Origin of the sequence: Vibrio clamense (genome assembly GCF_050337905.1) — a bacterium.
Classification (GTDB): Bacteria; Pseudomonadota; Gammaproteobacteria; order Enterobacterales; family Vibrionaceae; genus Vibrio; species Vibrio cortegadensis.
Window position 1 is genome coordinate 40,738 of record NZ_JAKJTJ010000018.1, and the last position, 17,803, is coordinate 58,540.

Sequence of the window (17,803 nt, forward strand, 5' to 3'; positions counted from 1 at the left end):
CCACACTAGCCCTCAACATTCAGGCTCTACACACAATCTTCACCGGCTAAAATCTTTGAATAGCAACCACTGCTTTTCAATTCACCAAGCGCACTATCAAATACTTTACGAAGCGACTCTCCTTTCTCCGTTTTAGGAAAAAGCACGTACATTGGCTCATTCATTAATGGCTTATCGTGTATTTTGATCGTATTTGAAGCATCATCTGAGATTTGATGAATCAAGCGCATTCCAACTCTTTTTTCTACTGCGAAAGCGTCAATACGGTGTCGATAGAGTTTGTAGGCATTTTCTTCCAATGACGCAGCATCTATGGTTTCAACTCCGCCTTTCTGAATAAATTTAGTCGATGAATACCCTTCAACCGCTCCGATATTATATTGTTTTAAATCTTGCAAAGACTGCCAATCAAACTTGGCATCTATGTGATAAAAAAGAAGTGTTTTTACATCAAGAATGGATTGCTGTGAAAATAGATAGTTTTCACGACGATCGTCAGTTGAGTACCAAGGGAAAGTGGCATCATATTTAGAATGCTGAACTAATTTTGCACTTCGTAACCAAGGAAGGTAATCGAAAGTGACATCATAACCACGCAATTTAAAGGCGCTCGATACCACTTTTTCAAGTAGCCCTGATTGGGGAGTATTATGTGTATAAGGAACCCACTCTCCGATGGCAAACCGGACAGTGTTATGATTTGATGTTTTAGACGTTACTGCAATTGAGCTCATTGGAACCAGCGCAATCAAGAATATGCAGTAATGAAAACGGTTCAACCTCATTGAAACAAAAACCCATAATAGAGCATTGACTCGAACTGAGTCATGCAAAAGAGACTAAGCATGGCACACATTTATAAATAACACTAATTGTATCCATAAAATCAAAATACAACCGAGTGTGCCTTTAGCCTATCGCACCTTAAGAGTGGTTATTTCAATTACTTCATCTCACCGAAACGCTCAAGGTAGAGAACTGTTGCCGCTGTACGTGAGGGAACTTGAAGCTTTTTAAGTAAGCTCTTCATGTGTACTTTTACCGTTGACTCTGAGATAAATAAGCGCTCTGCAATCTGCTTATTTCGAAAGCCTTTTGCAACTTCTTGCAATATTTGAGTTTCACGCTCTGTGAGTTGAGTAAATACATCATCTCTTGACTCACTGTCTGCCAAGTAACGCGCAACGACATCACTGTAAGCTTTACTGCCATCATGCGCTTTTTTAAGTAATTCTATTAATTCGTCCGGTTCTGTATCTTTCAATAAATAGCCATCAGCACCGGCCTTAACAATCGCTTCGATATCGGCAGGGCTATCAGATACAGTCAAGATAACAATTTGAGCCTCTGAACCGTCGGTTCTCAGCGCTTTTAATGTATCTAAACCCGACATCCCTTTCATATTGAGATCCAGCAGGATTAAATCGAGGTCCATCTCATGAGCTTTTGCCACAGCATCTGCACCGTTGCTAACTTCTGCAACGACTTCAAATTCATCTTCAAAACCAAGTAGTTGGCTTATCCCTCTTCTCATCAGAGGATGATCGTCCACTAACATCACTTTACACGTGGTCAAATTATAATTCCTTAGTACTTCTGTATTTTAAAATGATTTCACACCCGTTGCCTTTAGAGCTGTTAACTTCTAATTTACCATTCAAACGAGAGGAGCGTTCCTGCATGATACTCATGCCATAGTGATTTAATTGCGGATCTTGGAGATCAAAACCGACACCATCATCACTTATTTTAATCATGACCTCATCACTTGAAAGTTCGCACAAAACCTCTATGTTTTGGGCTTTGGCGTGTTTTATCCCGTTAATTGTCGCTTCGCGGATCAACTGGAGTAGGTGAACTTGTTCATGAGCATCAAGTTCTACTGATGACAAATGGTTCGCCAATGTAATTTTTGCATCCGTTTGTTCCGCTAACTGTCGCGTCATCTCAACTAATGCTTCACCAAAACTGCCCTCTTTTATTGTTAATCTAAAGGTCGTTAACAACTCCCTTAATTGGGTATATGCCCCTGAAAGGCCCTCTCCAAGATCTTCTAGTATAAGCGCGGTTCGCTCACTATTTGAGTGCACAGGGCATTTACCAATAACTCTTTTGAGTAATGTAACTTGGATCTTTAAATAAGACAGTGACTGAGCCAAGGAATCATGAAGCTCTCGAGCGATAGTTGCCCTTTCTTCCATCAAAATGAGTTGCTCTGCCTGTTTCTGTGCTTGGTTGTAATAAACTGCACGCGACAAGATCTGGACAAAATTGTCTATCAAAGTTTGATCCGGGCAAGGCAGGCCATACTCGCAGTATAAGAACCCGAGATGATTACCATCCACTTGCAACTCAGATTTATGACCCGTACTTGAACTCACGACACCCTCTTCGATGAAAAGAGCTCTGCCACCGACATCCGTGATCTCTAATTTAGCCGCCCGAATACCTTCTAAACTCACAATATGCTGCAGTATAGCGTGAAAATTATCTTGGCTGATCCGGGCACCTGTTAGCTCTTGTGAAGAGTTATATAAAACTTCTAATGATTGATTTGCGTGCTGCAATTTATGGGTTTTTTCATTTACCGCAAGTTCTAAACCTAGGTACATTTTCCCCAAATCATCAGCCATTGTATTGAACGTTCGAGTCAAAATCCCTAACTCATTATTACTGGTCACATTCAATTTGACATCAAAGCTGCGATTTTTAATTTGTTCACTCGCTATAACTAATGCATTCAGTGGTTTGACGACTTCTTTACGAACAAAATGAACAACGAAAAATGAAACAATCAGAATGCCACCTAACCCGAACCCTCCAGCCCAAGCGAGTTTGATTAATTTCAGTTCAGAAAACTGTTGTAATTTGAATACGAAGCCATCAATTTCAGTCACAAAATTGGCGACTAATACTAAATACTGACTCTTATCTTTGCTGCGTAACACGTCTTTCAATTCATGCCAACGAACTATCACTCGGTAGTAGTCCATGGTGATATCTTTTGGAACGGTCCAACCCTGTAATGCTTTCATTGATGGTGAATATAGTGAGTTTTCAAACTCGGCAATATGGGCACCGTAATCGACCGATTTAGTTTGAATATCATGGGACAAACGATAACTTTGCATCCTCATGGAACCAGCTACATTCACGGCTTCTGCATCATTCAGACTAGATGCCAAAGTGATGATTGCAAACCCTGTAGTTGCGACAGAAAGTAGCAAAATTAGTACTAAAGCTTTAGCTATCGTATTGGTTACAGATTGAACTGGTTTGTTCAGCAAAATGAAGCTCCAAAAATTTCAATTACATTCATTTTGCCACGCCTCTGATATTAACCCTATCAATATGTGATCAACAGCCACGGAATTTATTGATCTAAAACAACATCCAACATTAATTAGCCCTTAAGGGGTATTTATACAAATATTTCTAAAACTACAATTTGTATTAGTAAAAATGAAAGTATGTTAATGGAAAAATAACCTACACTTTTAGCACTATTACTATACTTAGGATGTACTAAGTGGTTGACCTATCTAGAAGACGCTTATTTTCAAGAAAAAACGTTGATAGTAGTTTGGTTCGCTTACCGTGGATTCAAAAACAAGAAAACTTCATCGAAGATTGCACTCGATGTGGCAAATGTTTGAATGCATGTGAGACCAAAATAATTGTTAGTGGTGATGGAGGGTTCCCTACCGTTGACTTTTCTATCGATGAATGCACATTTTGCTATCAATGCGCAGAAGTGTGTCCAGAGCCGATTTTTAAAACACAAGATGAACCAGCTTGGGATGCAAAAGCAAGTATCAGCGAAAAGTGCTTAGCGAACCAAAATGTGGAATGTCGAAGCTGTGGGGATATGTGTGAGCCCATGGCAATTCAATTTGATCTACAAGTAGGTCGAGTTGCGAACCCAAAAATTAACGTTGATGAATGCAGTGGCTGTGGTGCTTGTGTTGCCGTTTGCCCTACTTCAGCCATCAATGTGAGCAATGTTCGCCAAGGCGAAAAACTATAATAACATTCGCTTCGGCGATAATAACGAGAGTAATTTATGGCACTAAATGAAGTGCATATTTCAAGTTTGGTTGTGCATGTTGCTCCTGAACACTTAGCTGAGATCAAAGCGCAAATCGAACAATTCGAAAATGCAGAAATCTATGGCGATAGTCCTAAAGGAAAAATAGTTGTGGTGTTGGAAACCGAAAACCAAGGTTATGTAACCGACACTATAGAAGCGATCAACGATTTACCAAATGTTTTAGGCACTGCTTTGGTTTACCACCAAATCGAAACCGACCTAGACGATATGGATACAGACACTGGAACTAACCATTCCCAAATTGAGGGTGAAGTATGAAAATGACAAGACGTGCATTTGTGAAAGCAAATGCAGCTGCATCAGCGGCAGCGGTTGCGGGCGTAACATTGCCAGCTACTGCTACGAATCTGATCGCTAGTTCAGACCAAACAAAAATAACATGGGATAAAGCGGCTTGTCGTTTTTGTGGTACAGGCTGTTCTGTTCTGATTGGTACTCAAAACGGTAAGGTTGTTGCGACACAGGGTGACCCAGAAGCACCTGTAAACAAAGGCCTCAACTGTATTAAAGGTTACTTCCTGTCAAAAATCATGTATGGCAAAGACCGTCTTGAAACTCCTCTTCTTCGTATGAAAGATGGCAAATATGACAAAGACGGTGATTTCGCACCTGTTTCTTGGGATGTTGCTTTCGATACAATGGCTGAAAAATGGAAAGCGGCACTGAAAAAACATGGCCCAACGGGTATTGGCATGTTCGGTTCAGGTCAGTGGACAGTAATGGAAGGTTACGCCGCCGCTAAAATGATGAAAGCGGGTTTCCGTTCAAACAACATCGATCCAAACGCTCGTCACTGTATGGCTTCTGCTGTAGGTGGCTTCATGCGTACTTTCGGTATCGATGAGCCAATGGGCTGTTATGACGATTTCGAACACGCAGATGCATTCGTTCTGTGGGGTTCTAACATGGCAGAAATGCACCCTGTATTATGGACTCGTATCACTGACCGTCGTTTAAGCCATCCACACGTAAAAGTGAATGTACTATCGACTTATTACCACCGTTCATTTGAACTAGCAGATACTGGTTACATTTTTGAACCACAGTCTGACCTTGCTATCGCTAACTTCATTGCTAACTACATCATCCAAAACGATGCTGTAAATTGGGACTTCGTAAACAAGCACACGAACTTCAAGCAAGCAACGACTGATATCGGTTACGGCCTACGTGATGACGATCCACTTCAAGTGAAAGCAGCAAACCCGAACGTTGGTAAACTGCACCCACTTGATTTTGAAGGTTACAAAGCTTCTGTTGCTTCTTATACAGCAGAGAAAGCTTCTGAAATGTCAGGCGTTTCTGTTGAGAAACTGATTGAGCTTGCTAAACAATATGCTGATCCAAACATCAAAGTCATGTCACTTTGGACTATGGGTATGAACCAACATACTCGTGGCGTTTGGATGAACAGCTTGGTGTACAACATTCACCTTCTTACAGGTAAAATTGCGACTCCAGGTAACAGCCCGTTCTCACTTACAGGTCAACCATCCGCGTGTGGTACAGCTCGTGAAGTTGGTACATTCTCACACCGTCTTCCTGCGGATATGGTGGTTAAAAATCCTAAACACCGTGCTATTGCTGAAAAAATCTGGAAACTTCCTGAAGGAACGATTCCTGCGAAGCCTGGCGCTCACGCGGTTAAACAAGACCGTATGTTAAATGACGGTAAGATCAACGCTTACTGGGTTCAATGTAATAACAATATGCAAGCGGGTCCAAATATTAATACTGAACGTTTGCCTGGTTACCGTAACCCTGAAAACTTCATCGTTGTTTCTGACCCTTACCCAACAGCAACCGCTCAAGCGGCTGACTTAATTCTTCCAACCGCAATGTGGGTAGAAAAAGAAGGTGCTTACGGTAACGCTGAACGTCGTACACAAGCTTGGTATCAACAAGTGGGTACAGTTGGTGAAGCGAAGTCAGATTCATGGCAAGTAATGGAGTTCTCTAAGCGCTTCAAAATGGAAGATGTTTGGCCTGAAGAGTTGCTTGCAAAAGCACCTGAGTACCGTGGAAAAACTATGTACGATATGCTGTACAAAAACGGTCAAGTAGATAAATTCCCTATCGAAGAAGCTCGTGAATTGAACGACGATGCACACCACTTCGGTTACTACGTACAAAAAGGCCTATTCGAAGAGTACGCAGAATTTGGTCGCGGTCACGGTCACGATTTAGCACCATACGACGTTTACCACAACGTACGTGGCTTACGCTGGCCTGTTGTTGATGGCAAAGAAACTAAATGGCGTTTCAAAGAAGGCTCTGACCCGTATGTTAAGAAAGGTGCTGGATGGGAATTCTATGGTAAACCAGATGGCAAGGCTCTGATCATTTCAGCACCATACGAAGCGCCACCGGAAGTACCAAATAAAGAATATGACTTGTGGCTATGTACTGGACGTGTACTTGAACACTGGCATACAGGCACAATGACTCGTCGTGTTCCTGAGCTTTACAAAGCCGTTCCTGATGCACTTTGTTACATCCACCCTGCTGATGCAAAAGCACGTGGTTTACGCAGAGGTGATGAAGTTCTAATGGAAAACGCTCGTGGTGAAGTTCGAGTTCGAGTGGAAACTCGCGGTCGTAACCGTCCACCGCAAGGATTGGTATTTGTACCGTTCTTTGATGCTCGCATTCTGATCAACAAACTGATCCTTGATGCTACGGACCCACTGTCTAAACAGACAGACTTTAAGAAGTGTCCAGTTAAGATCACGAAAGTATCTTAAGCACCAGAACAGAAATGATTGCACTGGCAACCTAGAGCCTTAGGTTGCCAATCAAAGAATTAGCCATAAGGCGGAGAAATAAACATGAAAAAACTGATTATTGCCCTTTTATCAATCGGTGCTTTGATGACTGGTGTTGCTCAAGCTGAGCTTGATAACCCAGGCGGTATTGGTGGCGTAGAATCCCTACGTGGAGCTTCTGAACTTGAAGTAACACGTGCGGCAGACAATTTTAAACGTTTCCCAAAAGATCACGTAACATTAGACAGTGACTACGTATATCAGCCACCTCTTGTTCCACACACAATTCGTAACTACGAAGTGTCTCTTAATGCGAACAAATGTCTTTCTTGTCACAGCTGGAAAAACGCTAAAGAGATGGGTGCAACTAAAATTAGTGTCACTCACTACATGAACCGCGAAGACCAAGTGCTTTCAGATGTATCACCTCGTCGTTACTTCTGTCTGCAATGTCACGTTCCTCAAGCTGATGCTAAACCATTAGTTGAGAATGAATTCCAACGCGTTGATTCATTAAAATAATCATAGCCAAAGGCATAAGAGAGGCTATATATGAAATTATTAAAAGCGTTTTGGACCAGATTAAGAAGCCCAAGTAAAGCAGCTGTAGGTGTTGTTCTATTTATGGGATTTGCTGGAGGTCTTCTTTTCTGGGGTGCATTCAACACGGGTATGGAAGCAACTAATACGGAAGAATTCTGTTCTGGTTGTCATGCCCCTATCGTTGCTGAAATCCAAGAAACGGTTCACTACTCAAACCGTTCAGGTGTACGAGCTATCTGTTCTGACTGTCACGTTCCACACAACTGGACAGACAAAATAGTACGTAAAGTTCAAGCGTCTAAAGAGCTTTTTGCTTACTTTGTTACTGATACCATCGGTACTGACGAGAAGTTCAAAGCAAGACGTTCACACCTAGCAGAACGAGAATGGCATCGAATGAAGAGTAACAATTCTCAAGAGTGTCGTAACTGTCATGAATTTGAATTTATGGACTTTTCTGAGCAAGGCCCACGTAGTGTTAAACAACACTCTACCGCACTCGCTTCAGGTGAAAAAACGTGTGTAGATTGCCACAAAGGTATTGCACATAAACTTCCAGACATGAGCGGCGTTGAAGGCTGGTAATAGGAGTTACAGAATGAGTACTTTAGAATCAGTTATTTGGCATATTCTTGGCTACAGTGCAATGCCCGTGATTATTTTAAGCGGATTCGCTGTTGTTGCTGCCATCTCTGTTGGATTCCTTTCTCTAGGAAAAGACAAAGAAGTCTAAGTAAAAAAGCAATGGTTGAGGAGAGATGATTTTGCCTATTTTGTAGCTCCTCTTTCATTTTAAGAAAACCCCGTTAATTCGGGGTTTTCTTTTATCTAGGGTAAACCATCGATTAGCCTAAGGTGCAGAATCGACTTCCACGGGCAAATAATGTTTAGGCTCCAACTTTAACCACTCAGGCAGCACTGTCCCTATCGAGATTGAAGACCATGTTCCGGTCAGAATACCGATAAACATTGCGGTAGAAAAACCTTCTAACGCGCTCCCTCCCATAAGCCATAATGCACCAACGGTAATTAACGTTGTTCCTGATGTCACCATAGTGCGAGAAAACGTTGCAACAACAGCTTGATCGTTAATCTCTTTTGTTGATAACGACTGTTTTGCAACAAGAAGCTCTCGCACCCTATCGGCTATGATAATTGAATCATTTAAGGAGTAACCGAGTATGGCGAGTATGGCTGCAAATACGGTTAAGTTAAATTCCATTTGAGTCAGTGCAAAGAAGCCTAAAACCAGTACCACATCATGCAATAGTGCCAATAATGAACCGCTTGCGAGTCTCCATTCAAAACGGAAACATAAATAACCCAAAATGCATAAAAGGGAGATCAACAATGCAAGCCCGCCTTGATCAACTAAATCTTGGCCCACTTGAGAACCAACCATGCTATTGCTAACCACTTCAACATGGTTAGATATTGGAGCCAATAGAGGTTCAATATTTGGAACATCAACGCCTAGTTCAGGTATAGCGTAACGAATTACCCAGCGCCCCACTTCTCCAGATGGTGTTACTCTTGTCTCTTCACCCAATTCAGGAGTCAATGAGGAGAGCAGTTGGTGGCTATCGACACTGGCATCTACTTGTATCTCGGTCACCATTCCACCCGTAAAATCGAGTCCCATATTCAGCCCTCTAGCCCCTAGAGCGAGTAATGAAACCGCCATTAACGCAATCGATACATAGCTAGTGAAATAGCGAATTTTGCGAATATTACTTTTTATCTGATTCATCATTATACCCTTACATCGCGGCGGCTATCACGGCCCCAAATTAGATTGATCATTGCTCGTGAAGCGAACACACCTGTAAACATACTCGTAATAAGCCCCAACCCAAGCGTTAAAGCAAAGCCTTGAATTGGCCCATTTCCCATTGAGTACAGAATGACAGCCGTGATCATTGTGGTAATGTTTGCATCCAAAATAGTGCTTATCGCAGAACTAAATCCTTGATCGATGGCTTGTGCGAAATTTCGTCCTTCTACCAGTTTATCTCTTATCCTTTCAAAAATAAGAACGTTGGTATCAACAGCCATACCGACAGTTAAAACCAATCCAGCAATACCAGGTAATGTTAAAACTGCACCAGGTAACAAAGCGACCATGCCGAGTAAACAGACCATATTCGCCACTAAAGCGACATTCGCAATCCATCCTAACCTGCGGTACCAAAGCGCCATGAACGCAAGGGTCAAACCCATCCCTAGAGCTAGCGCTGCAAAACCATTGTGAATATTTTCAGCGCCAAGTGATGCGCCGATCGTTCTCTCTTCCACAATGGTTACTGGAGCAGTCAACGAACCCGCACGAAGTAAAAGCGCAAGTTGTTGAGCTTCGTCAATGGTTCCTGCCCCTGTGATTCTGAATTGACTACCAAGCTGTGATTGAATAGTCGCAACGCTAATCACTTTCTCACTTCGTTGTGAGTTACCTTGCGCATCTAGAGTGTACTCCCGATAGACCGTAGCCATTGGTTTTCCAATGTGCTTTCCAGAGAAGTCACTCATGATTTTGCCACCGGCGTGATCCAGTGAAATATCCACCTCTGCCCGACCCATCTTGTCAAAACTCGCTCTTGCATTGACGATATGTTCACCGGTCAAAATCGCTTTCTTTACCAAGGTTACCGACGCGCCATCGTTATCAGCCAAAGTGATGTCACGGCTTGTTTTTGCTTCTGAAGGGGATTTAGCTTGATGAAATGCGAGACTTGCAGTCGCACCTATCACATTTTTTGCTTGTGATGGATCTTGTACGCCAGGTAATTCAATCCGAATCGAGTGCTCACCTTGTCGCTGGACTAAAGCTTCAGTAATGCCTAACTCTTCGATCCTTCCACGCATGATTTTTAAGTTCTGTTGCAGCGTGATGGTTTGAAACTCAGTCTTATTTTGTTGTGATGGTTGAATTAACAATTGACCAGATGAACGCTTAACAACCCAATTTGGATAGCTTTTATTTAAGTATTCACGAATACGATTAAGATGATCAGCTGACTTCGCACTTACGAGAAATCCATCAACACCTCGGCTTACCACTTTTACTCCGCGTAAATGTTCAGCACGCAGCATCTCTCTCACTTCATCTTGAATGGCATCTCGTTGCTCTGAAAAAGCTTGGTCTACATCTACGTTAAGTAAAAACTGCACTCCTCCTCTAAGATCAAGCCCAAGTTTTATCGGATTGAAGCCTAACTCCCCAAGCCACTTAGGCGCAACAGAGACATACGAATAGGTAATACCATCCGCTTGTGTAACGACTGAATCTAATATTTTACGTGCTCGACTCTGGGTATCTTCGTCTCGAAAAACCAAAGTCATTTGCTCTTTATTTTGTGTAATTTCCTGCGCTGATACCCCTGCATCTTTTAAGAATCGATCCAGTTTTGTGATTGAGGATAATGAAGACTGTAGAGCCTCGCTTTGAATCTGTATCGATGGTTGCTCACCGTACCAAGTTGGGATGGCGCTAAGAGCCAATAGAACCACTGCAACAATAAGAACCAGATATTTCCACATAGAATAGTGGTTCATGCGTTTTATATTTTTTATATTTTTCATTTCTTTCATCTATAAGAATGCCCTTGGAATGAACCAAGTCAAAAAACAATAGAGACTACCTATCGAATAGGTATGGAGTTAAGTGAATCGTTAAATAGATGAAGAGGAATATTGGCTATTCAGGGCAACATAAAATGCGTTGCTCTCTTTCCAGCCAGAAATACGATAATTTGAAAGGATAATTTTCGAATACCAAGCGAAAGCTGGCATAGATTTTAGGGACGATAAGGTAAATTGGTATTGTGGCAGATCATCGCGGTTATACGAGTCAAAACCTAGGTCATCAATGGTCTCTTGATCTCTAGGTGTATATGTCCAACGAATCTGATTAACGTTCGCATGGATGGGACGACGATGAAGATCGATTGAAATTGGTGGAGTGTCACCAATATGTAAGGAGTTCGGTGAACTCAACACTCGATTTAACTCAGCCTGAAACTCGCTCTCGAATGCCGCGTGATTGGTTTGAGGTTGGGTATACTCATTATTAGGGCTGATTTCTACTTGTACAAACGCCTGCGAGGGGAAAACCACCGCACACATAAATACAAGAATAGATCTTACCAGCACTCGAAACATAGCCAACATATATAGTAGTAAAGTGACAGTAAGTGGTGAAACGAACCCACTGCGAAAGTCTGAATAATAGGCCCAGTTATAGGAATGAACAACTAAAAAGTTCTAAAAGCCACCAGAGTCAATGGGCACCTGACAAATGTCATTATATTACAATCACTTATAAAACAATTTTGTCGTTGATACGTCTAAATAAATTTTGTTCTCTAGCTCCAGACCATCACAATAGACGAAATACACAGGTTCATCTTTATAATTGATGGAGCGGATCCAACCCTTAAGCTGTTCAAAGTCTTTCGGTTCACATTGGCCTTCGTTCAGAAGCTTCTCTGTCGCAGCTCGAAATTCAGCTCGGTAGTCCATTAAGTCATCTGACTCAGCAATATACGCATCTATAGTTTCAATACGTTCTTTTTTAGAAATAGTTGGTTTTTCAATGGCTAAAAATGACATATCGATCCAGTCAGCTTGCTCCAACTCTCCATCCCCATAAACGAAGTTTTCTGAGATTCGCGCCCAGCCGTCCTTTTTCTCAAGTACCTCAACGAAATCCGTTTTGTACAAGGCTCCAATAATAATACCGTCATTAGATGGACGATCCATAATATTGAGTTTGGCCGATGCCACATAAAATTCAGTATTTTCAGGTTTGGGGGTTACATCAATGACCAAGCCTTCTGAGGGTGTCTGCTGTATTGGTGCGGTTTCTTGAGATTGATTTGCGGCATCAGAGTCGTCTTCTTGCATGAAAAAGAAATAATACCCAGCACCGGCCCCGCCGAGGATGGCTAAAATGACGATCATAATTATTACTTTTTTCATATGGATATATCTCTAAAGCAGTTGCCCAATATATATAGTTTTGAGTGTACAACAAGTTGACATAACCTGTGAGAGCTTTTAAAGGCAGCTGATATATAGATCTAATTTATCTCTTAGGCACTCCATCATTTATAAACCTATACTATATATAACTTCTCAGCACATTGGTTTTTATGAAGAAATGCATCAGATTCGGCCTGTATCTTGCGCTATTTTCGTTCAGTTTTTACTCGAATGCACAACACTGCACCGTTGTGACTTGGGATAAAGCTCAAAAGCAACATGAAGCGCTGGAAGAGTGGTATAACTTAAGTGCGGTCCAATTCAATGAACTTCTCTTTAGACACAAATCCCAAGTCTTCATGTCCAAAGAGTTTACCCTTCAAGAGCTCACGACATTTTGGCACCCAGCAAAAGTTCATCTTCACAAAATACTGGAAGGTCAAATTCAAAGCGCACTTAACTTAGCGACTCAACTGTCTCAAGCTTCAACACTTTTAAGCGAGAAGATTGATTCAATTAACGGCATGACTTTAACATGGCAACGTTTGAGTTCTCATTGCATAGAAGATAATTTAATCGCAAATCACACTGCTAGCCTTAAGTACGTTAAGTCAGCACAGGAGTTAAAATCTGACATTATCGCTTTAATGCTAAAAATTGAAACTCTTGAGCAACGTTACATCTATGAGGCTAAGGTGTTACAAGATGCGCACTTTATGTCAGATCTTGAATTTAATTCCAAAAAATAATGTTCATCCAATACCTCTACATTCTGGACACCTCAACATACCGGATTAACACAATTTATGAGTTTTAATTTACCTACCTAGCTGAGAGCCCCGTCCTGTAAGGCATACAAGAAGCGTCTTAATATGTATTGAATATAAATTCATCACACTTGATGGTTTTATCAACATAAACTCAGACGAAAACGAGAGCCATCTCACAAAAACATTTACAATCGCCCATTTTTTGTTTAATATAACTGTTCATATTGCTTCATAAAAAAACATAAAGTGGCTAGTAAATATGCATAAAATTATGGCTTTGAATCACCGAATGGACAACGATTGTCCAGTTGAAATAAGAACTAAATTAATTTCAGTTATAGAGCATATAGAGAAACATGGATTTGTCAGTGATTTAACGTTATGTAAAATTTTTGGTGAAATGATCTGGAACGATGGCATTGACTATCACTCCCATGCCCTTTCATTTAGAATTGATTCAACAACAGGTAATTGTCAGATATCTCAGTTGAAGTGCCATTAAAGCTTGAATAAATAGAAAGAGAATGTAGCAATACATTCTCTTTTTGCGTTAATCAGCTACTTTCTTTCCAACACGACCTTCTACCACAACCAAACTCTCCAAGTATGGCACTAGACAATTCACCTAATACCTGTTTCTTCATCAGTAAGTAGCCCATTGAGTTTTGATTTAGATGTTTATTGTTAGCACTTAATCCTTGCGCCACAACACTTCGTCAATTTACGGTTAATTTCGGCCTTATCGCTACTGAAAAATTCATATATCGGCCTTAATCGCTTATATTTATACTATCTCTCAATCAAAGAAATAAATCCCATGAAAAAAATCATCTCTATTATCACTCTGGCAGCATTAATGACAGGTTGCCAAGCAACTCAAAGGCAAAATGCCACTACAGGCGAAATGGAAACAAACTCTGCGACCAAAGGTGCGATTGCAGGTGTTCTAGCTGGCGTTGCGGTTGGTTTAGCGACAGGAGACGATGCAAAGGAACGTAAAAAATACGCATTACGTGGTGCTGCGGCTGGTGGACTAATCGGGGCTGGTACTGGCTACTATATGGATCAACAAGAAGAAGCTTTACGTCTTAAATTAGCGAATTCTGGTGTGCAAGTGAGACGTATTGGTGAAAACGAGCTTCAACTTGTAATGGAAAATGGTATTGGCTTTAGTTCGGGATCTTACTCTTTATCTTCAAGCATTTACTCGACACTCAATGGCATTGCTCTAATCTTAGTGGAATACCCTGATACACGCCTAGACATTATTGGCCATACTGATAGCTCCGGCAGCGATGCAACTAACCAAAAACTTTCTGAGCAACGTGCTCAATCTGTTGCGAACTACCTAGTCCGTCAAAATGTTGCGTCAGGTCGAGTTGCTAGTAAAGGTCTTGGTGAGCGCTTCCCTATTTGTACAAACTCAACATCACAGGGTAAAGCTTGCAACCGCCGCGTTGAAATCAATATCTTATCCCTCAAGTAATTCAAATTTAGGCTGTCTATCTTAGGCGGCCTACCAACATCTCTTTTTACCCAAAAATTCCTTTCTAATTGAGAATGATCAACAATATTTATTGCTCACTACACTCTTCAAATCGCCCCTGTCTATCTTCAATTTTGATACTCTCTACATTCAACTACAAACTTCAGATTTTTTAATTCGCTTTTATGCGCTATCCACTATTAAGCCTCGCGATTATCCTTAACGCCATATCTAGATGACATATTTCAACTAAACCCTACCTTAAATTTTACTAATCAAGCATCAATTTTAAACTTGATAACTTCCTAAAATGCATGCTTCACCTCACAAAATCAAATACGCAATTAAACACATTAAAATTTGATGCACTCGTACCATTTTCATACATTCATGCGTGCTATAAACACTATGAAATTCATACTTAATAGCTAGTTAAACTGCAATCGTGACATTTATGTTAAAGAAGAATCTAAATTTATTTACAAATTTAGCATAAAGCACTATTAAAAATGAAGGCGAACAGTGCCAATTGATAGGCACAAATAATTATATCCAAATGTCTGGAGCAAAACATGCAAGACCATAATTCTAGGTTTCCTACTATATCCAAAATTCTAATTCTGCGGCAGTTCTTGTGGGGAGCCGCTTTCTATGGAACATTTGTTCTCTTAACTAAGTTTTTCCTAAATGACTTAAACTACAGTGAAGCTGATACCATAATGATGATGGGAGCGTTTGGCGCGGTAGGACCTGTCTTTTCAGCCGTCGGTGGGTTTGTCGCTGACAAATTTATAGGGGCATTCCGCGCAGTCTATATTGGATATACGGCTTATTTAGCAGGGTTTATATTACTAGGCATTGGCGCAAGCAGCCTTAATATTCCTCTAAGCATCCTAGCTATTGCTCTCATTGGCTATGCTCGTGGCCTATCGGCTACCTGTCCTACAGTATTGTTTGGCAACTCATATTCAGAAACCAATCGCGATGCATTCCAACAGGGTCTTACGGTAAACTATTCAATCAACAATCTCGGTTCTTTCTCTGCAAAATACCTCTTTCCTTTCTTAATAGCTTACCTAGCCTACCAAGGCGTTTTCTTTATTTCTGCCCTATTGATGGTCGGCAACCTATTGATGTTCTTTAAATTCCGTAAAGAACTCAGCAGCGTCGGTAACCCAATAGATAAAACACCTCTTCCGTTGATGACTTGGGCGATGTTCGTCGGTGGTTCGATTGCGGTACTGGGCTTAGTTTTCTGGATCTTCTCCAATCTAGATACTGGTAAATACATTTTATACACACTCGGTTTCGGTGCTATTGGTTACTTTATCTATGAGATAACACGGGCGACGAAAGCCTACCAATTCAAAATGGTTGCTGTATTGATTACCGTTTGTATCTTGATCGTGTTCTACTTCTTCTATGGTCAAATGTTCACCTCAATGAATATGTACGCGATCAACTTGATGGGGGATACATTACTCGGCTTTATTCCAATTCACCCTGAATCCAACATGGCATTCAACCCTTTATGGTGCTTTGTTCTTGGTGGTCCAATGATTCAACTTTATGCATGGTTAGATCGTAAAGGCTATTCTCCAACAATCCCAACTAAAATCGCTGGTGCATTCGTGCTAAGTGCGATCGCATTTTCATTGTTAGGACTATCAGCAGATTCAATGGGGCCCGACGGGAAAATATCCGCAAACTGGATCCTCTCTGTGCACTTCTTTCAATCTGCTGCAGAGCTAATTGTTGGTGCCCTTGGTGCTGGCTTCATCTTTGAGATGGTTCCTCGATATTTAGCAGCCTTCTCAATTGGATTACGCGCTGTCGCTATCTCACTAAGTGGTATTTTAGCGGCGGTTATTGCAACCAAGATCGCACTTCCTAAAGATATTGTTTTCACACACGAAGTGGTTGAATCTGTTTACACAGGATACTTCTACATGCTAGCGCAAATTGCAGCGTTCATGGCAGTGCTGACTTTCGGTCTATCGCGTGTCATTCAGAATCTAATTGAACGTGGTGAAGCTCTTGAAAAAGAAGAGCAAGAACAGAAACAAACGCTAGAACCTCAATTAGACAATAGCTAACATCTCAACTGGCCAATTTTAGTTAATAACTGAATATTGGCATGACGAAGGATGATAAACAAAGCGCTAAATTCATTCCATTTGGCGCTTTTGGTATTTTCAAGGAAAATAACTGCTTTAAGATCTATTACTTAGGATGAGTAAACTGTTAGATTATTTGGTAGATCCCTTAGACAAGAAACACTGAGAACTTGTATGTCAGGAACAAAAATTGTCATCAAAGAATTAAAGAAGCAACTAAAACTGCACGAAATTCAATATCGAGATATCGCAACCCAACTTGAATTGAGTGAAGGCTCAGTCAAACGTCTACTCGCTGATGGAAGCAATATAAGTTTGACTCGACTGGAAAAAATCTGCCAACTCATCCGAATTGATCTAACGGAGCTTTTCCGTTTAGCCTCCCGAACCGACCAAGGTCTTCAAACATTATCATTTGAGCAAGAGCAGATGATCGTGTCGGATAAAGTTTTACTCTTAGTGTCAGTTAGCGTACTAAACGGATTTAAATATGAGGAAATCATTAGTCGCTATAACATCAATAAAAATGTACTGATTCAAAAACTCGCCGAATTAGATCGAATGCGTATCATTGAGTTAATGCCCGACAACCGTATACGCCTATTGCTTTCTCCTAAGTTTGACTGGATTAGTGGAGGGCCCATTCAGTCCTTCTTTCTGAAGGAAGTCTTACCTGAATTTTTTAATAGCTACTTTAGTCGCCAGGATGAAAAACTAGTAATGGCGACAGGACTAATGTCTCCACATACGAACCAAAAATTTCAGGGACAGGTTCAAAAACTCGTCGATGACTTTCACGAAGCGTGTGATGAAGACTCGAATCTAGATATTAATGATCGAAACGGTACCTCTATCGTCATAGCATTAAGACGTTGGCATTTCGATATGTTTGATACTGTCAGTTCTAACACCAACAAGTAACGTCATATGTTACTTCAAGTGGATGCATTATAAACTTCAATTGTTAAGCTTTATCTATCATCGTAATAAATGCCAAGATATTAACAAGCAAGATGAGCATTAAGAATTAA

Annotated in this window: 17 protein-coding genes; 10 read left to right on the top strand and 7 right to left on the bottom strand. The window is 40.9% G+C overall.

What is annotated here, in order from left to right; all coding sequences use genetic code 11:
- Positions 1–26 precede the first annotated feature (26 nt).
- From L4C39_RS00890 to narQ, 3 genes are all read right to left on the bottom strand, one after another.
- Positions 27–734, bottom strand: a complete 708-nt coding sequence (locus tag L4C39_RS00890; protein WP_261889685.1) for a substrate-binding periplasmic protein — start codon at positions 732–734, stop codon at positions 27–29.
- Positions 735–943: 209 nt separating this feature from the next.
- Positions 944–1,576 (bottom strand): response regulator, encoded by a 633-nt coding sequence (locus L4C39_RS00895; RefSeq protein ID WP_029203222.1) that lies wholly within the window; start codon positions 1,574–1,576, stop codon positions 944–946.
- 1 nt (position 1,577) lies between these two features.
- Entirely contained in the window at positions 1,578–3,287 is a 1,710-nt protein-coding gene (gene narQ / locus L4C39_RS00900; RefSeq protein WP_429743886.1) for a nitrate/nitrite two-component system sensor histidine kinase NarQ, read from the bottom strand.
- A gap of 242 nt (positions 3,288–3,529) precedes the next feature.
- Here narQ and napF point away from each other — a divergent pair, with 242 nt between their 5' ends.
- From napF to L4C39_RS00930, 6 genes are all read left to right on the top strand, one after another.
- Positions 3,530–4,027, top strand: coding sequence for a ferredoxin-type protein NapF (napF, locus tag L4C39_RS00905; protein WP_017051229.1), 498 nt, complete (start codon positions 3,530–3,532; stop codon positions 4,025–4,027).
- 36 nt (positions 4,028–4,063) lie between these two features.
- Positions 4,064–4,369: a chaperone NapD gene (locus tag L4C39_RS00910; protein WP_017051228.1), complete on the top strand. Its 306-nt coding sequence runs from the start codon at positions 4,064–4,066 to the stop codon at positions 4,367–4,369.
- Complete coding sequence (gene napA, locus L4C39_RS00915) at positions 4,366–6,855, top strand: periplasmic nitrate reductase subunit alpha (RefSeq protein WP_429743889.1); 2,490 nt, start codon at positions 4,366–4,368, stop codon at positions 6,853–6,855. Before L4C39_RS00910 ends, napA begins: the two co-directional genes overlap by 4 nt.
- Before the next feature lie 84 nt (positions 6,856–6,939).
- On the top strand, positions 6,940–7,398 hold the full coding sequence (locus L4C39_RS00920) for a nitrate reductase cytochrome c-type subunit (RefSeq protein WP_429743891.1): 459 nt from the start codon (positions 6,940–6,942) through the stop codon (positions 7,396–7,398).
- A 30-nt stretch (positions 7,399–7,428) separates the two neighbouring features.
- On the top strand, positions 7,429–8,004 hold the full coding sequence (locus tag L4C39_RS00925) for a NapC/NirT family cytochrome c (RefSeq protein WP_017051225.1): 576 nt from the start codon (positions 7,429–7,431) through the stop codon (positions 8,002–8,004).
- A gap of 13 nt (positions 8,005–8,017) precedes the next feature.
- Positions 8,018–8,152: a TIGR02808 family protein gene (locus L4C39_RS00930; protein WP_017051224.1), complete on the top strand. Its 135-nt coding sequence runs from the start codon at positions 8,018–8,020 to the stop codon at positions 8,150–8,152.
- A gap of 117 nt (positions 8,153–8,269) precedes the next feature.
- Here the strand turns inward: L4C39_RS00930 and secF are convergent, their stop codons facing one another.
- From secF to L4C39_RS00950, 4 genes are all read right to left on the bottom strand, one after another.
- Complete coding sequence (gene secF / locus L4C39_RS00935) at positions 8,270–9,172, bottom strand: protein translocase subunit SecF (protein ID WP_429743893.1); 903 nt, start codon at positions 9,170–9,172, stop codon at positions 8,270–8,272.
- On the bottom strand, positions 9,172–11,007 hold the full coding sequence (gene secD / locus L4C39_RS00940) for a protein translocase subunit SecD (RefSeq protein WP_429743895.1): 1,836 nt from the start codon (positions 11,005–11,007) through the stop codon (positions 9,172–9,174). Before secD ends, secF begins: the two co-directional genes overlap by 1 nt.
- Positions 11,008–11,088: 81 nt before the next feature.
- The gene (locus L4C39_RS00945) at positions 11,089–11,568 is read right to left on the bottom strand and encodes a hypothetical protein (protein ID WP_429743897.1); all 480 of its coding nucleotides are present in this window, start codon (positions 11,566–11,568) and stop codon (positions 11,089–11,091) included.
- A gap of 162 nt (positions 11,569–11,730) precedes the next feature.
- On the bottom strand, positions 11,731–12,396 hold the full coding sequence (locus L4C39_RS00950; protein WP_429743899.1) for a hypothetical protein: 666 nt from the start codon (positions 12,394–12,396) through the stop codon (positions 11,731–11,733).
- A gap of 173 nt (positions 12,397–12,569) precedes the next feature.
- Between L4C39_RS00950 and L4C39_RS00955 the strand changes: the two genes are divergently transcribed.
- The 4 genes from L4C39_RS00955 to L4C39_RS00970 all read left to right on the top strand — a co-directional run bounded on the left by L4C39_RS00955 (position 12,570) and on the right by L4C39_RS00970 (position 17,693).
- Positions 12,570–13,148 (top strand): hypothetical protein, encoded by a 579-nt coding sequence (locus L4C39_RS00955; RefSeq protein WP_429743901.1) that lies wholly within the window; start codon positions 12,570–12,572, stop codon positions 13,146–13,148.
- Positions 13,149–13,986: 838 nt separating this feature from the next.
- Complete coding sequence (locus tag L4C39_RS00960) at positions 13,987–14,655, top strand: YiaD family glycine zipper/OmpA-like lipoprotein (RefSeq protein WP_017051218.1); 669 nt, start codon at positions 13,987–13,989, stop codon at positions 14,653–14,655.
- A gap of 572 nt (positions 14,656–15,227) precedes the next feature.
- Positions 15,228–16,751 carry a peptide MFS transporter gene (locus L4C39_RS00965; RefSeq protein WP_371712139.1) on the top strand — a complete coding sequence of 508 codons (1,524 nt, stop codon included), beginning with the start codon at positions 15,228–15,230 and terminating at the stop codon, positions 16,749–16,751.
- A 195-nt stretch (positions 16,752–16,946) separates the two neighbouring features.
- Positions 16,947–17,693, top strand: coding sequence for a helix-turn-helix domain-containing protein (locus L4C39_RS00970; RefSeq protein ID WP_429743903.1), 747 nt, complete (start codon positions 16,947–16,949; stop codon positions 17,691–17,693).
- The last annotated feature ends 110 nt before the right edge of the window (positions 17,694–17,803 follow it).